This is a genomic window from Mesorhizobium sp. WSM4310, assembly GCF_007003935.1.
Lineage (GTDB): Bacteria > Pseudomonadota > Alphaproteobacteria > Rhizobiales > Rhizobiaceae > Mesorhizobium.
Genome location: NZ_VFTA01000029.1, coordinates 40,895 through 61,398 on the forward strand (window position 1 = coordinate 40,895; position 20,504 = coordinate 61,398).

General features: G+C 64.5%; 7 protein-coding genes. 1 reads left to right on the forward strand and 6 read right to left on the reverse strand.

The window, feature by feature from the left end; genetic code table 11:
* Nucleotides 1–2: 2 nt before the first annotated feature.
* From FJV80_RS25990 to FJV80_RS26015, 6 genes are all read right to left on the reverse strand, one after another.
* A complete protein-coding gene (locus tag FJV80_RS25990; protein ID WP_095773875.1) occupies nucleotides 3–2,324 on the reverse strand; it encodes an ABC transporter ATP-binding protein in 2,322 nt (773 codons plus the stop codon).
* A 48-nt stretch (nucleotides 2,325–2,372) separates the two neighbouring features.
* Complete coding sequence (locus tag FJV80_RS25995) at nucleotides 2,373–3,530, reverse strand: ABC transporter permease (protein WP_095773874.1); 1,158 nt, start codon at nucleotides 3,528–3,530, stop codon at nucleotides 2,373–2,375.
* 12 nt (nucleotides 3,531–3,542) lie between these two features.
* The gene (locus FJV80_RS26000) at nucleotides 3,543–4,577 is read right to left on the reverse strand and encodes an ABC transporter permease (protein ID WP_095773873.1); all 1,035 of its coding nucleotides are present in this window, start codon (nucleotides 4,575–4,577) and stop codon (nucleotides 3,543–3,545) included.
* A gap of 215 nt (nucleotides 4,578–4,792) precedes the next feature.
* Nucleotides 4,793–6,445 carry an ABC transporter substrate-binding protein gene (locus FJV80_RS26005; RefSeq protein ID WP_095787691.1) on the reverse strand — a complete coding sequence of 551 codons (1,653 nt, stop codon included), beginning with the start codon at nucleotides 6,443–6,445 and terminating at the stop codon, nucleotides 4,793–4,795.
* A gap of 253 nt (nucleotides 6,446–6,698) precedes the next feature.
* The gene (locus tag FJV80_RS26010) at nucleotides 6,699–12,752 is read right to left on the reverse strand and encodes a translocation/assembly module TamB domain-containing protein (protein WP_142877802.1); all 6,054 of its coding nucleotides are present in this window, start codon (nucleotides 12,750–12,752) and stop codon (nucleotides 6,699–6,701) included.
* A gap of 1 nt (nucleotide 12,753) precedes the next feature.
* Nucleotides 12,754–14,682, reverse strand: coding sequence for an autotransporter assembly complex family protein (locus FJV80_RS26015; RefSeq protein ID WP_095787689.1), 1,929 nt, complete (start codon nucleotides 14,680–14,682; stop codon nucleotides 12,754–12,756).
* Between the two features lie 271 nt (nucleotides 14,683–14,953).
* Here FJV80_RS26015 and FJV80_RS26020 point away from each other — a divergent pair, with 271 nt between their 5' ends.
* Nucleotides 14,954–20,452 (forward strand): alpha-2-macroglobulin family protein, encoded by a 5,499-nt coding sequence (locus FJV80_RS26020; protein WP_142877803.1) that lies wholly within the window; start codon nucleotides 14,954–14,956, stop codon nucleotides 20,450–20,452.
* The last annotated feature ends 52 nt before the right edge of the window (nucleotides 20,453–20,504 follow it).

Genomic DNA, 20,504 nt, shown 5'->3' on the forward strand with positions numbered 1-20,504 from the left:
GGTTAGTGCCGCCTTGTCGTATCCTTCGGCTTTGAAACACCGGTTTCGGAAACCTCGTCGCGGATTTCGTGTCGACGGGCTCGCAGGACGGCGTCCGCGTCCTCGACGGCCTTTCCGGTCGCGTCGGCTTTCGCACTGGCGTTTTTGCCGCTCGGACGCGCCGGCGGCGAACCGGCAAAGCCTGGACCTTCGCCCTGCACCGCGTCGTCCGGCACGCCCTCATGCGCGGCATGCTCCTTGTCGAACTTGATCACCGGCTCCATCTTGGCCAGCACGTCGTCGGCAAGCCAGCACAGGCTCATATGGCCGTCGCCGAGATGCTTGACCGGCGGCACCTTGGTCTCGCACAGATTGTCCGGCACCAGCTTCTTGTAGCCGCAGCGTGTCTGGAACGGGCAGCCGGTCGGCGGGTTCATCGCCGAGGGGATGTCGCCTTCGAGCACGATGTGCTTTTTCACCACGCTGGTGTCGGCAATCGGGATCGCCGACAGCAGCGCCTCGGTATAAGGGTGATAGGGCGGCGCGAAGATTTGGTCGGTCGTGCCTTGCTCGACGATATAGCCGAGATACATGACGACGACGCGGTCGGCGATATAGCGCACGACCGACAGATCGTGGCTGATGAACAGCATCGTCGTCTTGTTCTTGCGCTGTATGTCCATCAACAGTTCGGTCACCGCCGCCTGCACGGACACGTCGAGTGCCGAGACCGGCTCGTCGGCCACCACCACCTTGGCATCGCCGGCAAAGGCGCGCGCCACGCCGATGCGCTGCTTCTGACCACCGGACAACTGGCGCGGCTTGCGCGTCTCGAAGGCGCGCGGCAGCTTTACCAAGTCGAGCAATTCCAGCATGCGCTTGCGGCGGTCGGCGACCGTCTTGCCGACATTGAACTTCTCCAGCGTGCGGATGATCTGCGACCCGACCGAATGGCTGGGGTTCAGCGTGTCGAACGGGTTCTGGAACACCATCTGGATCGACGACACGGTTTCGACGCTGCGGCTCTCGATACCGGTCGACTGGATCTGCTTGTTGCCCAGCGTCACCGTGCCGGCACTTGCCGTCTCCAGGCCGAGCAGCACCTTGGCCAGCGTCGACTTTCCGCAGCCGGATTCGCCGACGATGGCGACGGTCTCGGACTCGCGCGCCATGAAGGAGATGGTCTCGTTGGCCTTGACGACGCGGCCCTCGCTCGAGCCGAACACCTCGCTGCCGCCGACCTTGTAGTATTTCCTGAGATCCTCGATCTTGAGCACCGGCGCGCCGGGCACGACGCGCTCATTGACCTTCTTGGCGCCGGGCGGCAGCGCCTCCCAGTCGATCTCGTTGAAGCGCACGCAGCGTGAGAAATGGCCCTCGTGGCCGGCGACCTCGACCATCGGGATTTCGGCGGCGTTGCAGACGCCCTCGACGAAATGGTGGCAGCGCGGACCGAAATTGCAGCCCTTCGGCCGCTCATGCGGCAGCGGCAACTGGCCGGGGATGGAGATCAGCGGCCGCGAATTCTTGTCGGCGCCCGGCAGCGGGATCGAACGGAACAGCCCTTGCGTGTAGGGATGGCGCATCCGGTCGAACACGTCCTTGATCTTGCCGGTCTCCACCGCCTCGCCCGAATACATCACGGTGATGCGGTCGCAGGTCTCGAGGATAAGGCCGAGATTGTGCGACACGAAGATCATCGACGTGCCGAACTTCTCGCCCAGTCCCTTGACCAGTTCGACGATGCCCGCCTCCACCGTCACGTCGAGCGCCGTCGTCGGCTCGTCGAGCAGAAGCAGTGCCGGCTTCGACAGCAGCGCCATGGCAATGACGATGCGCTGCTGCTGGCCGCCGGAGAGCTGGTGCGGATAGGAGCGCATCATGCGCTCGGGATCGGGCAGCTTGACCGCACGCACCATTTCGAGGGAGCGTTTGTAGGCCTCTTCCTTCGACACCTTGTCGTGGATAAGCGGCACTTCCATCAACTGCTGGCCGACCTTCATCGCCGGATTGAGGCTGGCCATCGGCTCCTGGTAGATCATCGCGATCTTGTTGCCGCGGATGGCGCGCAGCTCCTCCTCGGAGAGCTCGCCCATGTCCTTGCCCTGGAACTTGATCCTGCCGCCGACGATCTTCCCGATGTTGGAAAGGTCGCGCATGATGCCGAGCGACACGGTCGACTTGCCGCAGCCGGATTCACCGACGATGCCCATCGCTTCTCCGGGCATGACCGTGCAGGAAAAATCCATGACCGCCGGTATTTCGCCCTTGCGGGTGAAGAAGGAGATCGACAGGTTTTCGATCTCGATGATCGGCTCTGCGGGATTTCGAACTGCCTCGTTCATGGGTCGCTCCAATCCAAATTCTACCAGATGCGGGCCGGAGCCCGTCAATCAGTCTTTCATCGATTGTTCACGCAGCGAGTCGGCCAAAAGGTTGAGCCCCAGCACGAACGACATCAGCGCGATCGTCGGCGGCAGCGCCGGATGGATGAAGGAGCGCAGCAGCCGGCTGGCGTCCTTGATCGCCGTGCCCCAGTCGGGGCTTTCCGGTGCCAGGCCGAGGCCGAAATAGCCCAGCGTGCCGAGCAGGATGGTGGTGTAGCCGATGCGCAGGCAGGCATCGACGATCAGCGGTCCGCGCGCATTGGGCAGGATCTCCCAAAGCATGATGTACCAGGGCGATTCACCGCGCGTCTGCGCCGCCGCCACATAGTCGCGCGTCTTGATGTCCATCACCAGGCCGCGCACGATGCGGAACACGCCGGGGCTGGAGGCAAACACCACCGCCACGAAGATGTTGAGCTGGTTGGGATCGATGTGGACGATGTGCAGCGGGTCCTTATCGAAGACAAGGCCCAGATAGATCCAGCCGCCTATTATCAGTGTCAGGCCGAGCAGGATGTACAGCCGGTCTGGCCGGTTCTTGTAGCGCGTCCAGAACAGCACGCTGAAGAAGATGATCGGAAACAGGAAGAACACGCCGGCCATGGCATAGGGGATCGGCGTGTCCATGATGCCCGGCGTCACCAGGAGGTAGAACAGCAGGATGACCGGGAAGGCCAGCACGAGATTGGCCAGGAACGACAGCACCGTGTCGATCTTGCCGCCGTAATAGCCGGCGGGCAGGCCAAGCGTGATGCCGACCATCAGCGCGAAGCCGGTCGCCGCCGGCGCGATGATCAGCACGATCTGGCTGCCATAGACCATGCGCGAAAACACGTCGCGTGCCAGCTTGTCGCCGCCGAACAGATAGACAAGCCCCGATTGCGGCTCGATGGCGCCGGGCAGCATGTCCTTCATCACCGGGACCTGGGCCAGCGGATCGAAAGGCGAGATGGTCGATGCGAAGATTGCCGTGAACAGCCAGAACAGGCAGATGCCGACGCCGACAATGCCGACGCCGCTGTCGAACAGCTGTCCGTAGAGCGCCAGCCTCTTCTTGTAGGCGAAGCTCGCACCCATGACGATGATGAGCGCAATCCAAACCGGCCAGAAGCGCGACAGCACTTCGAGAATGACGCTGAAGGCACTGATATATTGGACCTGCATCCGCTTCGCCCCCTACTGAACTCTGATACGCGGATTGAGAAACGCGTAGCCGACATCGGAAATGAGCTGTGTGATCAAGACGATGAACACCGAGACCAGCGAGCAGCCAAGCAAAAGGTCGATGTCGTTGTTGCCGGCGGCCTCGACCAGCGTGTAGCCGAAGCCCTGGTAGCGGAACATCACCTCGACGATGACGACGCCGGTAAGCAGCCAGGGAAATTGCAGCATGATGACGGTGAACGGTGCGATCAGCGCGTTGCGCAGCGCATGTTTCACCACCACGCCGCCGAAGGAGAGACCCTTCAATCGGGCGGTGCGGATATATTGCTGCGTCATCACTTCGACCATCGAGGCGCGGGTCATGCGGGCGATGTAGCCGATGCCGTAGATCGCCAGCGTCATCACCGGCAGGGTGAAATTGTAGAAGGTGATGCCCTGGCTTGCGGACGCTGCCGAACCGTTCAACCAGCCGAGCCATGAGGCGAAGATGACGGTGAAGATGACGCCCGACACATATTCGGGCGTCGCCGTCGAGGCGATCGAGGCCACCGAAAGCACCCGGTCGGTTCGCGATCCCTCGCGCATGCCGGCCAGGATGCCGATCAAGAGCGATACCGGCACCATCACCGCCAACACACAGAACATCAGGATGCCGGTGGCGCCAAGTGCCGGGAACAGCTTGGAGGCGACGGTCGTCTTGAACTTGGTCGAGCAACCGAAATCCCCTTCGAGGACGCCGGAGAAGGTTGGTACGGCCGGATCGTTGCAGAAAGTGAAACGCTGCGTCGGCTTGCCTGTCGCCGGGTCGGTCACCGGCTGCTTGGGCAGCAGGCCCAGCCATTGTCCGTAGCGGACGAAGAAATTCTGCCGGTAGCCATGGTTGACCAGCCAGTCCTCCAGCTGTTCGGCCGAAGTGTGCATTTCCGTCTGGCTGATCGCCAGCTTCTTCAGGTTGGGTTCGAGGTTGATCAGGAAGAAGACGATCATCGTCAGGCACAGCATCGTCAATGCCATGGTGCCAAGACGCCTGAGAACGAAAGAAAGCATGGCGGCCCCCTGCCGATGGGGTGGGTTTTGAGCCGGCTTCAAACCTCGCCTGCCGTCACCGGCGGACTGGCCGTCAAACGGGCCCTCGAATGCGATCAACCCTGTTTTTATCGCACGGCCTTTGCGGGTGAGTCCGTATTTTTTACGGACGAACCTGCAATGGCGACGCAGAGAGGGAGGGAAAGGGGCATTGCCCCTTCCCCCGGCCCGATCGATCAGGCCTGATCGAGCCAGACCTTGCCGTAGTCGCGCTCGAAGGTCGGATGCATCTTGTAGTTTTGCACCGCCTTGACCGAGTGGCTGTAGAGCTTGCGCCAGTAGGGCTGGATGATGATGCCGGAAGCCTGCAGGATCTGCTCGATGTCCTTCATCATTTCCTTGCGCTTGGCAGCGTCGGCAACGGCCAGTGCAGCGTTGAGCTTGGCGTCCCAATCCGGATTCGACCACGCTGCCTCGTTCCAGGCCTCGCCGGTGCGATAGGCGATGGCCAGGACCTGCACGCCGAGTGGGCGCATATTCCAGTTGGTCATGGACAGCGGATACTTCGTCCAGTCGTTCCAGAACGTCGAACCCGGCAGCACGGTGCGCTTGACCTTGATACCGGCGTCGCGCAGCTGGGCGGCGATCGCGTCGCCGGTGTTCTTGTGCCAGTCCTCGTCAACGGTGATCAGCTCGTGTTCGAAGTCGGCCTGGCCGGCCTCCGCCATCAGCGCCTTCGCCTTGGCCGGATCACGGGCAACCTTGGGCAGCTCGTAATATTCCGGATGGATCGAGCAGACATGGTGGTTTTCGGCGACCGAGCCGGCATTGCCGTAGCCGAGCTGGAGGACGACATTGTTGTCGACCGCCAGTTGCAGGGCGTTACGCACCTTCTGGTCGCCATAGGGCTTGTTGTTGACGTTGGTGCGGCAGACGATGGTCGAAGCCGTGACAACCTCCGACTTGACCAGGTCCATCTTGTCGAGGATCGAGACATAGTCGGCCGACGTTTCGAAGTTGGTATGCACTTCGCCAGCCTCGAATGCGCTGACCATGGCCGCCGGATCGGTGCCGTAGTCGATGAATTCGATGCCGTCGAGAAACACTTCGCCGTCCCACCACTTGTTGTCTTCGCGGCGCTTGTAGACGACTTTCTGGCCGACGTCGTAAGAGACGAGCTCGAACGGACCGGTGCCGATCGGGCAGGCCTTGAAGTCGCCGCCCTTCTCGTCGAAAGTCTTGTGCACGATCAGGCCGGGATAGTCGCACATGTTGGGAATGAGCGCGATGTCAGGCTTGGCGAGCTTGAGTACGACCGTGTGGTCGTCCGGCATGCTCACGGCGCTTTCGTCGAGCTTGTCATCCTTGACCAGCGAGCCGAGACGGCCGGGCATCGAGTTGCCTTCGGCCTTCTTGTCGGCCCAGCGCTTCAGGTTGAAGACGACGTCAGAGGCTGTGAAGGGGTCGCCGTTCGACCAGGTCACGCCCTTGCGCACATGCAGCGTGTACTGGGTGGCGTCGTCGTTCACGTCCCAGCTTTCCAGCAGATAAGGACGGAACGTATATTCGCTCGTGTACTTGACCAGTGGCTCGAGTGCCTGGCGCTCGGCATTGGCAATTTCCGACCAGTCGGCCTTGCGAGGATCCTTGGGATCCTTGATCCACTGCGCGACCTTCAGCGTGCCGCCTTTCTTGCCTTTTACCTCTTCTGCCCTTGCCGGCGTCGGATCGGCGAGACCGAGAAGACCATAGGCCATCGCCGTCGAGGCGCCGAAGACGCTTGCCATGGCCAGGAATTCGCGGCGATCAACCTTACCTGCCTTGGCTTCTTCGGCCATGGCCAGGATGTGATCCGGAACGCGATCGCCATTACTCTTGTAGATTGTCATGACTAACTCCCATTGTTGGCTTTCCGCCGATTAACATTCCGCATCCAGGCCCTGATGTCAAAGACGGCTTGGATTGGGAACATGTTGGCGAATGTGCAACTTTGAAAAGGGAGCGGTACGCGCGATAGCGACAGTCTTGACGCAAAATTGCTAGTGCGCCCAGATTTCGCCAAAATCCACTCAGGGCGATTAAACTGAGACATTGGCACGGGTTACGACAGCGCCAGTCCCGGCAATGGTGAGGGCCAGTCCCTCAATATTCCTTTTCGTAGAAGATTCCGCCCTTGGCCTCGCCGGCGTCCGTCGCCTCGCCACGCAACTTGACGCCACGCCCGACATTGAGGTCGATGGTCGCCTTGCCCGAGCCCGGCTTGTCGCCCTTCTGGATGGTCACATAGGTGCGGTCGTTGAGGTATTTGCCGGCCGAGACCGCCGTGCCGCCCTTGTCGTCGGTGGTGACGTCGAGATCGTCGACGCCGATGGCGCTGCGCAGGTTCTCCAGCAGCGACGTCGAGCCGCCGACGCCAGCCAGTTGGCCGGCCGCCTCGGCCAGCTGCGCGATCTGCAGCGGCGACAGGTTCGACATGGACCGGCCGAAGATCAATTGCGCCAGCACCTCGTCCTCGGGCAGCGCCGGCACCGAGGAGAAGGTGAATTTCGGATTGGTCGCCTCGCCCGACACCACGATGGTGACGGTGGCGCTGGCCGTCGTCGTGGTCGCCGTCAGGTTGAGATAGGGCACCAGCGAGCCGGAGAAACCGACCGTACCCTCGGTGAAGGTCAGCCGCTTGCCCAGGATCGACAGCCGGCCGCGCTGCAAGGTGAAGGTGCCGACGGCCTGCGGCGACGAGGCCGGGCCGGTCAGCCTGAGCGAGCCGCCCAGTTCGGCATCGACGCCCCTGCCCTGGATGAAGATCTGGTTCGGCGCATTGACGGTGACGTCGAGCGCAAGCCCGCTGCCGCCGCTCTTGCCCGACGTCGTTGCCGGGCGCAGCGCCTTGTCCTGCGCGCTGACGGCGCCGGGCGCGTTCTTGTGCTTGACGTCGAGCGCCGAGAGCGAGCCCGGCAACTTATCCGGAACCGTGATGACGGTCTTGGCGAGATTGACGGCGCCGGCAATCGCCGGTGCCGATACCAGCGGCCCCTTGATCGTCAGGTCGCCGCCGAGATTGGCGGTCACCACGCGTCCGTCCGTATAGCGCCCGTCGGTGAGCTTGATCGACAGGTCGGCCGGAAAACCTTGCGCCGGGTTGATGCCGACCGTGCCGCTGGCCGACAGGCTGCCGCGCGTCGACAATGTTCCGGTCAGGCGGTTGATCCTGGCGACGCCGCCGCCGATCGAGACATCGGCCGCGAGATCGTTGACGGCCAGGCCCGAGCGGGCATCGACCAGCCGCGCGCCCGATGTGCTGACACTACCGCCGACGACAGGCGACGTCGCCGGGCCGCGCACCTGGACATTGACCGTGGCTGTTCCCGACAGCGACAAGCCCTGCGCGGCAAGCTTCTGGCTGAGCATGCCGAAGGGCACGGCACCATTGAAGTCGAGCACCAGCGCCGGCGTGCCCGCCGTCGTCACCGTGCCGCCGCCCTTGAGGCCAAGGCCGGCGCCATCGCTGATATTGGCGTTGAAGGTCAGCTTGTTGCCGGCAAAGGTACCGGAGGAGGCAACTCCGACCGCGCCGACGCCGGCGCCTCGGGTTTGCGACGTCTGCACGCCGGCCGCGTCTATGTTGAAGGCTACGGAAGGGCTCGCCGGCGCGCCGGTCACCTTCACCGTGCCGGAAATCGAACCGGCGGCATCGAGACCCGGCGAGAAACCGTTGGCGAGCGACATCGGCACCTTCGCCAGCGCCGCGTTGATGTCGAGCGCCTGCCCGACCTTGCCGGTCACCGTCGCCGTGCCGCCGCCAAGGTTGAGCACCAGCCGGTCCAGCGTCGTCGTGCCGTTGGCGATGCTGACCGTCGAAGCCTGGGCGATGGCCGCCTTGATGCCCTGGACGGTCGCCTGGCCGGAAGCGAGTTCGATGGTGGTCGTGCCATTGGCCACCTTGACGCGGCCGGCCGCCTTGGCCGGAATGCCCTTGACCGTGGCGCCACCGGAAAAGCCGGTCCAGTCGCCGTCGCGCTTCAGATCGACATCGATGCCGGTGATCACGGTGCCGCCCGATTTGACGGTGTCGGCGCGGATCTTGCCCGAGATCACCGGTGCGGCGAGATAATTGGCGATCAGCGCATCGATGGAAACCGCCTTCGCCTGGAGATCGCCACGCGTGATCGAGGCGGTGGCCGCCTTGATGGCGACCTGAGGTGCGGCACCGTTCTTCGTGAAGGCGATCGTGCCGCGCACGTCGCCCTCCGCCTTTTCCAGCGCCAGCGCGGCGAGCGGGCCGATATCGGGCAGGTCGAGCGAGATGGTGCCTTCGGGTACGAACTTGTCGTCCAGCGCCAGATCGCCGGAAATCCGGTTCTTGCCGAGCGACAGGAGCAGGCCGTTGATGGCGCTCTTGCCGTCCGCCGTCGCCAGCACCGCGCTGCCTTGCAAGGCTTGTCCCGCGACATTGCCGGTCAGTTGCACGTTCGCGGCCGGGTTGGCGGCATCCGCCTTGCCGGTAGCCGTGAGCTTCAGTCCGGTGATCTCGCGCTCCGCCACCAAAAGCCGATCGCTGTTGACCGTCAGCGACAGATCGGGGGCGATGGCCGGGCCCTGTGCGTTCAGCGCAAAGGCAATGGCGCCCTTGGCGTCCTTCGACAGCGGCGAGATGTCGGCAAGGGCGCCGGTGATGTCGGCGGCCAGCTTGTTGTCGGCAAGGCTCGCCCGCCCTTGTGCGGTCAGTCCGCCCGAGACCAGCTTCAACCCATCGAGATTGATGCTGCCGTTGGGATCGCGCTTCAGCGTGGCGCTGATCTGCGCGCGCTCTCCAAGCATGCCGCGCGCCGCCGCCGGCAAGGCCGATGACGGGGCATCCGCACGCAGCTTCAGGTCGATGGCGCCATCGCGCAACGACACCTGCCCGGCGACCTGGCTGTTCAGCGCATCGCTCTTGAGCGAGCCGCTGTCGATGGCGACGCCGTCCGACGTCAGCCGGGCGTTCAGGGCGGCCGTCACCTTGCCGGCGATCAGCGGTGCGATAACGGCATTGTCGAGACCGACCTTGTCCACCGACACCGTGCCTGAAACCGCTCCAGCACGGTTCTTGAGATCGAACGCATCCGAATGCAGTGCCAGGACGAGCCCGTCCACCTTCGCCGGGCTGGTGGTGACCGAAGGCAGGATCGCGGAGACGTCCAGGCGGGCTCGCGCGGTCTCGCCCGCTGCCTTGGCCGACAAGGACCGTATCTCGATCTTCACCGGGCTCGCGGCGCTTCCGACCGTCAGCGGCAGGCTCGGTCCCGACGATGTAAGGTCGAGGGCAAAATCGCTGGCGCCGTTCGGATTGATGGTGCCAGAGGCCTCGCCGGAAATCTTGTCGCCGGACAGCGTCGCATGGTCGAGGACGACGCCGCCGGCCAGGGTGTAGGTGCCGGCCGCGTCGACCGCGAGCGACCCGAGCCCGGCCTGGCGGGTCTGGCTGGTTTCGACGCCTGCAAGCTGTGCGTTGAACCGAACTTCGGGGGCAGCCGGCGTTCCGGTCACTTGCGCAGCGCCGCCGAGCGTGCCCACCGCATCGAGCCCGGGGGCAAAAGCATTGGCCAGGGCCGCCGGCAGCGCGGAAAACTGTGCGGCGAGATCGAGCGTCTGGCCGGCGCTGCCCGACAGCGTCACCGAACCGCCACCGACATCGAGCGCCAGCTTCTCGATGCTGGTGGTGCCGTTGGCGATGGTCAGGGTCGAGGGTTCAGCGATTGCCGCCTTGATGCCGCGAACCGTGGCTTCGCCCGAGGCAATCTCGACGCTGGTGGTGCCCTCAGCGATCTTGACCCGGCCGGCGGCGGTCGCCGGAATGCCTGCTATGGTGGCGCCACCGGTGAAATTGGTCCAGTCGCCGTCGCGCTTCAGGTCGACGCCGATGCCGCTGATCTCGGTGGCGCCCGAGGTGACGCTGTCGGCCTTGATGGTGCCCGAGATCGCCGGCGCCTTGAGATAGTTGGCGATCAGCGCGTTGACGGCAATCGCCTTGGCCGTCACTTCGCCACGCGCGACAGACGTGCTTTTCGCATCGATGGTGACGGAGGGTGCGTCGCCGTCCTTGGCAAAGAGGATGGTGCCGTTGATGTCGCCGGTCACGGCCTGGCCGGCGAGTGCCGCCAGCTGGTCGATTGCCGGCGCGGCGAGCGTCAGCGTGCCGAGCGGCATGAGCCTGTCATCGAGCGCCAGGTCGCCGGAAACCTTGTTGTCGCCGAGCGAGACCAGGAAACCGTTGATCGAGCGCTTGCCCTCGCTGGTCACCAGCGCCGCCTTGATATCGAGCGGCTGGTCGTTGACCGATCCGGTCAGCGAAACATCGGCCGAGGGGCTCGCTATGTCCGCCTTGCCGCTTGCCGTCAGCTTGATCGCCTTCACCGTGCGGCCCGAGGCGGTCAGGCTGTCGCTGTTGGCGGAGACGGTGAAATCCGGGGCCGTCCTGGCGCCGCTTGCCGACAGCGCGAAATCCACACCGCCGGCAACCGGCACGCCGACCGTCGGCGACAACACCGACACGTCGCCCAGTTTGCCCTTGATGTCGGCCTGGATATCCGTGCCTTGCATGCTGGCGGTGCCGCTGGCGCTGAGCGAGCCGGAGGTCAACGAGATCGAGTTGGCGGCAAAGGCCCCTTGCGGATCGCGCGTCGCGGCGGCCGAGAACTTCACCCGTGCGCCAAGCACCGAGGCGATCTGCGGCGGCAAGGCCGTCGCCACGGCGTCGGCGTTCATTTTGAGCCGCATCGACAGGTCGGCAAGCGCCACCGTCGCCGTCAGCGAGGCATTGAGCGCATCGGAGCGCAGCGTGCCCTGGTCGATGGCGATGGCGTCCTTGCTCAGCGATCCGGCGAGGTCGACATCGACCTTGCCGGTGATCAGCGGCGCCAGCGTCGCCACGTCGGTCTTCAGCCCGCCCGCCGCCAGCTTCACGGCGACCGGCCCAGCGCGGTTCTGAATGTCGAAGCCGTCGGAATGGATCTGTGCCGAAATATCGTAGAGCCGGGTACCGCCCGCCACCACCGAAGCCAGCGAGGCACCGATATCGATGATCGGCGCCTTGCCGTCGCCGAAGGCGCGGGCGGTGGCGTTCCTGATCGCGACAGTGATCGGTTGCGCCGCACTTCCCACGACGATCTGCACCGGCGCGCTTTTGGCGGCGATTTCGACCGACAGATCGCTGGCGCCGGCGGGGTCGGCGATGCCGGTCGCTGTGCCATGGATGGCGTCGCTTTCGATGCTGGCCCGGTCGACACTGATGCCGCCGGCCGATGTCGCGGTGCCCGCGACATCGAAGCTGGTCTTGCCGGTAAACAGCGGCCTCAGATTTTCCGGCAGGAAGGGCGCGAACTCGCCGTCGCCCTTGGCCTCGACGTGGTTGCCCTTGTCGGTGAGTTGATGACGGCCCGTCAGCTGCGTGACGATCTTGCCGTCGACCATGAATGTGGCGATGCCATTCCAGTTGGCCAGTGGTCCGGTGCCCGAGACCGCTATGTCGACCGGCGGCGTATCGGGCAGCTTGAGCAGATTGGCGATGATGCCGCCGGCCGGCTCCGATGCCTTGAGGTCGAGGTCCAGCCTGTTGTCTGCCGGCGCAAAGTGGATCTTGGCGGCGACATTGCCTTGCTTGCCGTCATGGCGGGTGACGTTGAGCACCGTCTCGACCGCCAGCGGCGCCGCGTCAGCCTTGAGCATCCCCTTGGAGGCGAGTTCGGCGATGCCGCTGCCGGCCAGTTGCTGGCCAAGCACGATTTCCGGCAGGTCGATCTCTCGGATGTCGATGGAAACCGGCAGCGTCGCCGTGCCGCCCTGCGCCGGCGGCTGCGTGCCGGCCACAGGCAGGCGTGCCAGTTCGATGTGCTCGGCGGCTATGCGGCCTGCACTGAAGCTTTTCGACAACAGCGCCAGCGGCGACCAGTCGACGGCGACCTTGCGCGCCACCAGCCAGGCGCCCTGGCGGTCTTCCAGCACCACATGGTCGACGCTGAGCGCGCCCGACCAGATGCCGTCAATGCCGCTGACCGTGATCTTGCGGTCGTCGTTCGAAGCCAGCCGCGAAATGATGCCGGCGAGATTATCGCGTCCGCGCTCAGTCTTGGTCAGGACAACGAGCGCGCCGATCGCGCCCGCGATCACGATCAGCAGCGTGTAGAGGACAATGCGAAGGATGCGCCACACCGTCTTCATGTCAGAACGCCTGCCCGATGCCGGCATAGATGCCGAAATGCGGATCGCCGGGATCGCGGTTGAGAGGCACGGCCGCATCGATGCGCAGTGGCCCGAACGGCGTGACGTAACGCAGGCCGACACCGGCGCCGACCTTGACGTCGGAGAAGTTGGGAACCGACTTGGTCGACACCGTGCCGGCATCGACGAAGGGCACGATACCGATCGTATCGGTGACGGCTATGCGCATTTCGACCGAGGTCTCGAAGAAGGACAGGCCGCCGATCGGCTGGCCGGTGAAGTCTTTCGGGCCGATGCCCTGATAGGCATAGCCGCGCACCGAACCGCCACCACCGGAGTAGAAGCGCCGGTCGGCCGGAACGTTCTGCAGCCCGGTGCCGACGATCGAGCCGACGGCGACGCGCTCGGCCAGCACGAATTTCGAGGCAGTGTCCAGCGACTGATAGGCCGATCCCTCGCCCTTCAGCTTGAGGAAGGCCGCACCGCTCAGAATGTCGTAGCTCGGCTCGGCATAGGCCAGCACCCGGAAGCCCCTGGTCGGGTTCAGCCTGCTATCCCTGTTGTCATAGACATATTGCAGGGGAACGCTGGCGATGAGGTAGGTGTGCTTGCCGAACGCATCCGTGATCCTGGAATAGTCGAGCGCCACTTCCGCCGAGACCGTCTGCTTCTTGTCGAGTTCATAGGACAGGCCGGTGCTGCCCTTGACCGAGAAATGGTCATACGCATCCGGATGCTCGAGCACGGTCTTGAAGCTGGCAAAGAACTTCGACGCCGGCCCGATCACGCCGGGTTTCTCGAACATGATGCCGGCATTGTAGTTCAGCTCGGACAGGTTGTTGCTGCCGATGCCGCTGATGGCGCCATCAATACGCAGCTTTTCCGCGTGACCAAACAGGTTGCGGTGGCCCCAATAGCCCTCCAGGCCCAGCCCTTCCGTGTTCGAGAAGGTGCCGCCAAGGCCGAAATAGCGCGGCTTGCGCTCGCTGACCTGGACGTCGATCGGGATGTTGCCGTCGGCATCGAGCTTGTCGGCTTCCTTGAACGTCACGCTGTTGAAGACTTCCAGCGCCAGCAGCCTGTCGCGTGCGTCGCTGATCTCCTGCGGCGAGTACTGCTTGCCGCGCTTCAAGCCCGTCATGTATTCGGTGAAATCGCGGTCGACTTTCTCCGTGCCCTCCACCGTGGTCGCGCCATAGCCGGCGACCGGCCCGGCCGCGACCGTCAGCGTCACGTCGAGCGTCGAGGTGGCATGATCGGCGACGATCTGCCGGTCGGTCACCTTGGCCAGCGGCCGGCCCTGCTCCTTCAGCGTCCGCACGATCAGCGCCTCGGCCTTGAGCACCGCCCCCGATCCGGCGTCGCCGCCCGATATCAGACCGTAATCGGCGCTCATCAGCCCCGCCGCGTCGCCCTCCAGCCTGATGTCGCCGAGGGTGAATTTCGGGCCGGCGGCGATATTGATCGCCACCGGAATCGGCTGCGGACCCTTGAATTCGGCATCCGGCGGCAAGTCGTCGAGCGGCTTGCCGTCGATGGTGATGGTGACCACGCCTTCGTAGCGGGCATCGGCGTAGAGGGCGGCGACCAGTTGTTCCCTATCGCTGCGCGCCTTGGCCATCAGCCCGAGCGAACCGGAAACTGGCCGATCCTCATCGCCCTTCAGCGCCGACGCGTTTTCGAGCTTCTTGACCAGATCCTTGTCGGCATCGGGCGCGGTGATCGTCACGGCATAGCGCAGCGGATCGACGATATCGGCGTCCTCGTCGTTGGACGATCCCCACAGCTTGATGCCGAAAAGCTCGAAAGCGGCCGCAGACCTTGATTCGGCGGCCAGCGCGGTCGCGCACATCATGGCCAAGAGCAGGACGCGCGGAAGCACGCGCCCTGGCGCGGTCCCTCCTGACATCTGCTCTTCATGCGCCGGCATTAAGACAACCTAGGTTACAAAACTAAAATTGGAATGAAGTTCTGAAGCGCTCGTAAAGGGGCCACAATCCAATTGTCTGAAATAGGACGGGCTTGGAATTCACACCTTTTGCGTCGCCGCAAGAATGCGTGATCCCCTGTCCTATGGAGGTACTACCGGTCATCGGCCGGAAAGGAAACCGTTGGCAGGCGGAACCCTGCCGCGTCCTGAGTTGACAAGCTTGACTGGAGCTTGAACATGCCTGGACGTCTGCAATTGTCTGGAGGGTGTAATGGCAATGCGCGCGGCTCGTGGTCTGTCGATCCTGATCCTTCTCTTCTTCGCCTGGGCCAATGTCTTGGCCTGGAATGGTGTCGCGCAAGCGGCCGAGGCCCGGCGAATCGCAACGACGGACAATTCCGACTATTTCGGCTTTGATCTCAGATCCGATCAGAATGTCACCCTCGACCAGTGCAAGACGACATGCCTTGGCGATCCGGCCTGCCGTGCCTTCACCTACAACACCAAGGCCAAATGGTGCTTTCTCAAATCCGACTACAACCAGCTCAAGTCCTTCAATGGCGCGATCGCCGGCAAGGTCGTCAACATTGACGGCGATCCCGATATCGGCGCGCCGCCAGAACTGACCTTCTTCCCCAACTGGATGGCCGACCAGGCCCAGCAGTACCGCAACAGGCTGCTTGGCCCGGCCTTCGACAAGCCGACCGAAGGCATGGCCGCCCTGATCAACTCGGCCGAACAGGCCGTGCTGACCGGCAACCATCGCTCCGCCATGCAGAAATACGAGGCCGCGGTCTCGGTGATGCCCGACGATGGCCAGCTCTGGCTCAATCTGGCGCGTGAAACGCTGGCCGTGCAGCCCGCCACAAACACCTCCGAAGCGTCGACCTTGCCGATGAACGCCACTTCGGCCGCCTTCAACGCCTATAAGTTGTTACGCACCACCAAGACGCGCGCGGACGTGCTGGCGCTGCTTGGCGCCGGCCTCGACAAGCGTGATCTCTACCGCCCGGCGCTGCAGGCCTATGAGGCGAGCCTTGCGCTGGTTGCGTCGCCGGCCGTGCAGGCCGACTATGCCGATCTCAAGGCCCGCAAGGGTTTCCGTGTCGTCGACCACAGCGTCGATGCCGACACCAGCGCGCCCCGCATCTGCGCGCAATTCTCCGAGGAACTGGTCAAGACCGGCGTCGACTACGCGCAGTTCGTGACTGTCGACAATGCGCCGCCGAAGGGCGTCGAGGCCAAGGACAAGCAGATCTGCGTCGAAGGCCTCGAACACGGCCAGCATTATGACGTCACCTTCCGCGCCGGCCTGCCGGCGGCCATCGGCGAAGTGACCGCCGCTCCCGTGGTGCTGTCGATCTACGTGCAGGACCGCGCCCCGTCCGCCCGCTTCACCGGCGACAGCTTCGTGCTGCCGGCCGGCGCGCGCCGCGGCATTCCGGTCGTCACCGTCAACATGAACGCCGCCGAAATGAAGCTCTACCGCATCGGCGACCGCTCGCTGGCGCAGCTTCTGTCGGGCTACCAGTTCCTGCACCAGCTCGACGGCTATGACATTTCCAACATTTCCGAGCAGATGGGCGCGCCTGTCTGGCAGGGCAAGCTCGACATCGTCAACGACCTCAACAAGGAGGTCACCACCTCCTTCCCGGTCGACGAAGCGCTGCCGCAGCGCAAGCCCGGCGTCTATGTGCTGACCGCGCAGGCCGTCGACGGCAAGGGCGACGACTACAATTCGCTGGCGACGCAGTGGTTCGTCGTCTCCGACATCGGCCTGTCGACCTATACCGGCCAGGATGGGCTCAATGTCTTTGCCCGTTCGCTGGGCTCGGCCAAGCCGATAGCGGGCGCCGAATTGACGCTGGTTGCCCGCAACAACGAGATTCTCGGCACCGCGACATCGGATGCCGACGGCCACGCGGTCTTCAACCCCGGCCTGACGCGCGGCGACGGCGGCATGGTTCCGGCCGTGCTGATGGCCAAGCAGGGCGACAATGATTTCGTCTTCCTCGACATGTCCAAGGCCGGCTTCGACCTGTCGGACCGCGGCGTCACCGGGCGCGCGGCGCCCGGCGCGCTCGACGTCTATGCCTGGACCGAACGCGGCATTTACCGCGCCGGCGAGGATGTCCATGTCGCCGCCCTTGCCCGCGATGGCGCCGCCAAGGCGGTAGAGAACCTGCCGCTGACCTTCATCTTCTCGCGTCCCGACGGCGTCGAGGACCGCCGCATCGTCAGCGACGGCGCTTCGGCCGGCGGCCATGCCGTCGACCTGCCGCTCGAACCCAACGCCATGCGCGGCACCTGGTCGGTGTCGATTTACACCGATCCGAAGCAGCCGGCGGTCGCCAGCCAGATGTTCCTGGTCGAGGACTTCGTGCCGGATCGCATCGAATTCGACATGAAGGCCGACAAGCAGGAGATCGAGCGCGGCGAAACCGCCAACATCAACATTGACGGCCGCTTCCTCTATGGCGCGCCGGCGGCGGGCCTGGCGCTGGAAGGCGAGCTGACGCTGTCGACGGCGCGCGACTGGGACCGCTTCCCCAACTTCTCCTTCGGCCTCGCCGATGAGCAGTCGGCTGAGCCCACGGTGACGCCTCTGACCAACCTGCCGGTGGTCGGCGATGACGGCAAGGCGACCTTCCCTGTTACCGTCGATCAGTTGCCCTCGACCACCAAGCTGGTCAACGGCAAGGTGACGGTGCGCATGCGCGAAACCGGTGGCCGCGCCATCGAGCGCTCGCTCGACATCGGCATTCGCCCGCAAGGCCATATGATCGGCATCCGTCCGGACTTCGCCGACGAAGAAGTGCCGCAGGGCGGCACGGCCAAATTCAGTCTGATTGCGGTCGATCCGGCCGGCAAGCGCGAGGCGCTGAAAGGCGCGCAGTGGACGCTGGTCAAGGTCGAACGCAATTACCAGTGGTACCGCTCCAACAATTCGTGGAGCTACGAGCCGGTGACCTTCACCAAGTCGATCGCCAATGGCCAGATCGACCTCGGGGCCGATGGCGACGCCACCGTCTCCGTTCCCGTCGATTGGGGCCAGTACCGGCTCGAGGTCGAAACCTCCGATCCCGAGGGACCGGCCACCAGCTATGAGTTCGACGCCGGCTGGTATGTCGCCTCGACCACCACCGAAACGCCTGACGGCCTGGAGATCGCTCTCGACAAGGACAATTATGCCGCGGGCGAAGTGGCCAGGCTGAAGGTCTCGCCGCATTTTGCCGGCGAACTTCTGATCAATATCGGTTCCGACAAGCTGTTGAAGACCATCACGGCCACCGTCCCGGCCGGCGGCAGCACCATCGACATTCCCGTCGGTGACGATTGGGGCGCCGGCGCCTATGTCACGGCAACCCTGTTCCGGCCGGGCGATGCGCAGGAGACGCGCATGCCGGCCCGCGCCATCGGCGTGAAATGGCTGACGGTGGATCCGGGCGCCAAGAAGCTCGCGGTCACGCTGACGCCGCCGGACAAGACGATGCCGCGCCAGCAGCTGTCGATCCCGGTTTCCGTGGCCGGCGTGCAGCCGGGCACCAACGCCTATGTCATGGTCGCCGCCGTCGATGTCGGCATCCTCAACCTGACCAACTACAAGGCGCCCGACCCAGAGAACTGGTTCTTCGGCCAGCGCATGCTGGGCATGGAGATCCGCGACATCTATGGCCGCCTGATCGACGGCTCGCTGGGCACCACCGGCAAGCTCAGGACCGGCGGCGACGGCGCCAACATGCAGGCGCAAGGTAGCCCGCCCACCGAAAAGCTGGTCGCCTTCTTCTCCGGCCCGGTCCAGCTCGACGCCGACGGCAAGGCACGGATCGACTTCGACATCCCGCAGTTCAACGGCACCGTGCGCGTCATGGCCGTCGCCTGGACCAAGGAAGCGGTCGGCCATGCCCAGTCGGATGTCATCGTGCGCGACCCGGTGGTCATCACCGCCGGCCTGCCGCGCTTCCTGGCGCCCGGCGACAATGCGGTGATGCGGCTTGACGTGGCCGACACCGACGGCCCGGCCGGCGACTATGCCTTCTCGATCGACACGACAGGCGACCTGTCGACGGGCGACAAGCCGCTGCCCCAGAAACTGACGCTCGCCCAAGGCAAGCGCCAGACGCTGACCGTGCCGCTGATCGCCAAGACGCCGGGCAATGCCTCGCTCACCATCAAGCTGGCGCACGCCGACGGCACCAAGGTCGAGCAGACGCTCTACGTGCCGGTGCGCCCGGCGCAATTGCCGGTCACCACGCGCCTTGTCGTCGACCTCAAGGGCAATGGCGGCGCGCTGCGCATCGACAAGGAACTGCTGGCGGCGAGCCTGCTTGATGGTGCTTCCGTCAGCGTCGGCGTTTCGCAGGCGGCTGCCTTCGACGTGCCCTCGCTCCTGATGACGCTCGACCGCTACCCCTATGGTTGCGCCGAGCAGACCACCAGCCGCGCCATGCCGCTTCTCTATGTCAACGAGATGGCCTCGGGCATTGGCATGGAAAGCGACCCCGACCTGCATGGCCGTATCCAGGATGCCATCTACAAGGTGCTGAGCTACCAGTCCTCGAGCGGCAGCTTCGGCCTGTGGGGCCCGGGCTCCGGCGATCTGTGGCTCGACGCCTATGTCAGCGAGTTCCTGACTAGGGCGCGCGAGCAGAAATACGACGTGCCGGCTCTTGCCATGAACCAGGCGCTGAGCAATCTGCAGAACTCGCTCGGCTACGACCAGAGCGTACAGGACCGCGGCAGCGAGATCGCCTACGCCCTCTACGTCCTGGCCCGCAACAAGAAGGCCTCGATCGGCGATCTGCGCTACTACGCCGACACCCAGCTCGAAGCCTTCTCGAGCCCGATGGCCGTTGCCCAGCTGGCGGCGAGCCTTGCGCTCTACGGCGACACCCAGCGCTCGGAGGCGACCTTCAAGACCGCGCTGCAGCTCGCCAAATCGAGCACCGACTACGACTGGTACCGCTCCGACTACGGTTCGGCGCTGCGTGACGGCGCGGCAATGCTGTCGCTGGCGGCGGAATCGAAGCCGGTTTCGTCGGTCGTGCCGGAGCTGATCAAGCTGGTGACCCGGCAACGCGCCGAAGTGCGCTGGACCAGCACCCAGGACGATTCCTGGATGCTGCTGGCGGCCCGCGCGCTGAAGGAAGGCAATGATTCGATCACGCTTTCCGTCAATGGCGCGCCGCATTCGGGTGGCTATTCCAACCAGGTCAACGGCTCCGAACTGGTCGAAAGCCCGCTAGAAATCGCCAACACCGGCAAGACCCCGCTGCAGGCCGTCGTCACCACCGTGGCGTCGCCGATCCAGCCAATGCCGGCCGGCGGTGACGGCTTCAGCATCAGCCGCACCTACTACAAGCTCGACGGCACTGAAGCAAATGTGACGGAGGCAACCCAGAACGAACGCTATGTCGTCGTGCTCAAGGTCACCGAGCAGAACAGCTGGCCGTCGCGCCTGCTGGTCACCGACCTGTTGCCGGCCGGCTTCGAGATAGACAATCCCGGCCTGGTCTCCAGCGCGCAGTTGACGAACTTCTCCTGGCTGGCGCAGACCGACGCGGCTCATCTCGAATTCCGCGACGACCGTTTCGTCGCGGCGTTCAACCCGGCCGACGGCGATCACGACCACAATCTGACGCTCGCCTATGTCGTGCGCGCGGTGACGCCGGGCACCTATGCCCATCCGGCGGCAACCGTGGAAGACATGTACCGGCCGCAATACTCGGCCCGCACCGCCACCGGCATGATGGAAATCAAGGCGCCGTAAGGTGCCTGTGGTGAACATGAACAGGACGATGGCGCTGCCCCTCATCCGCCTG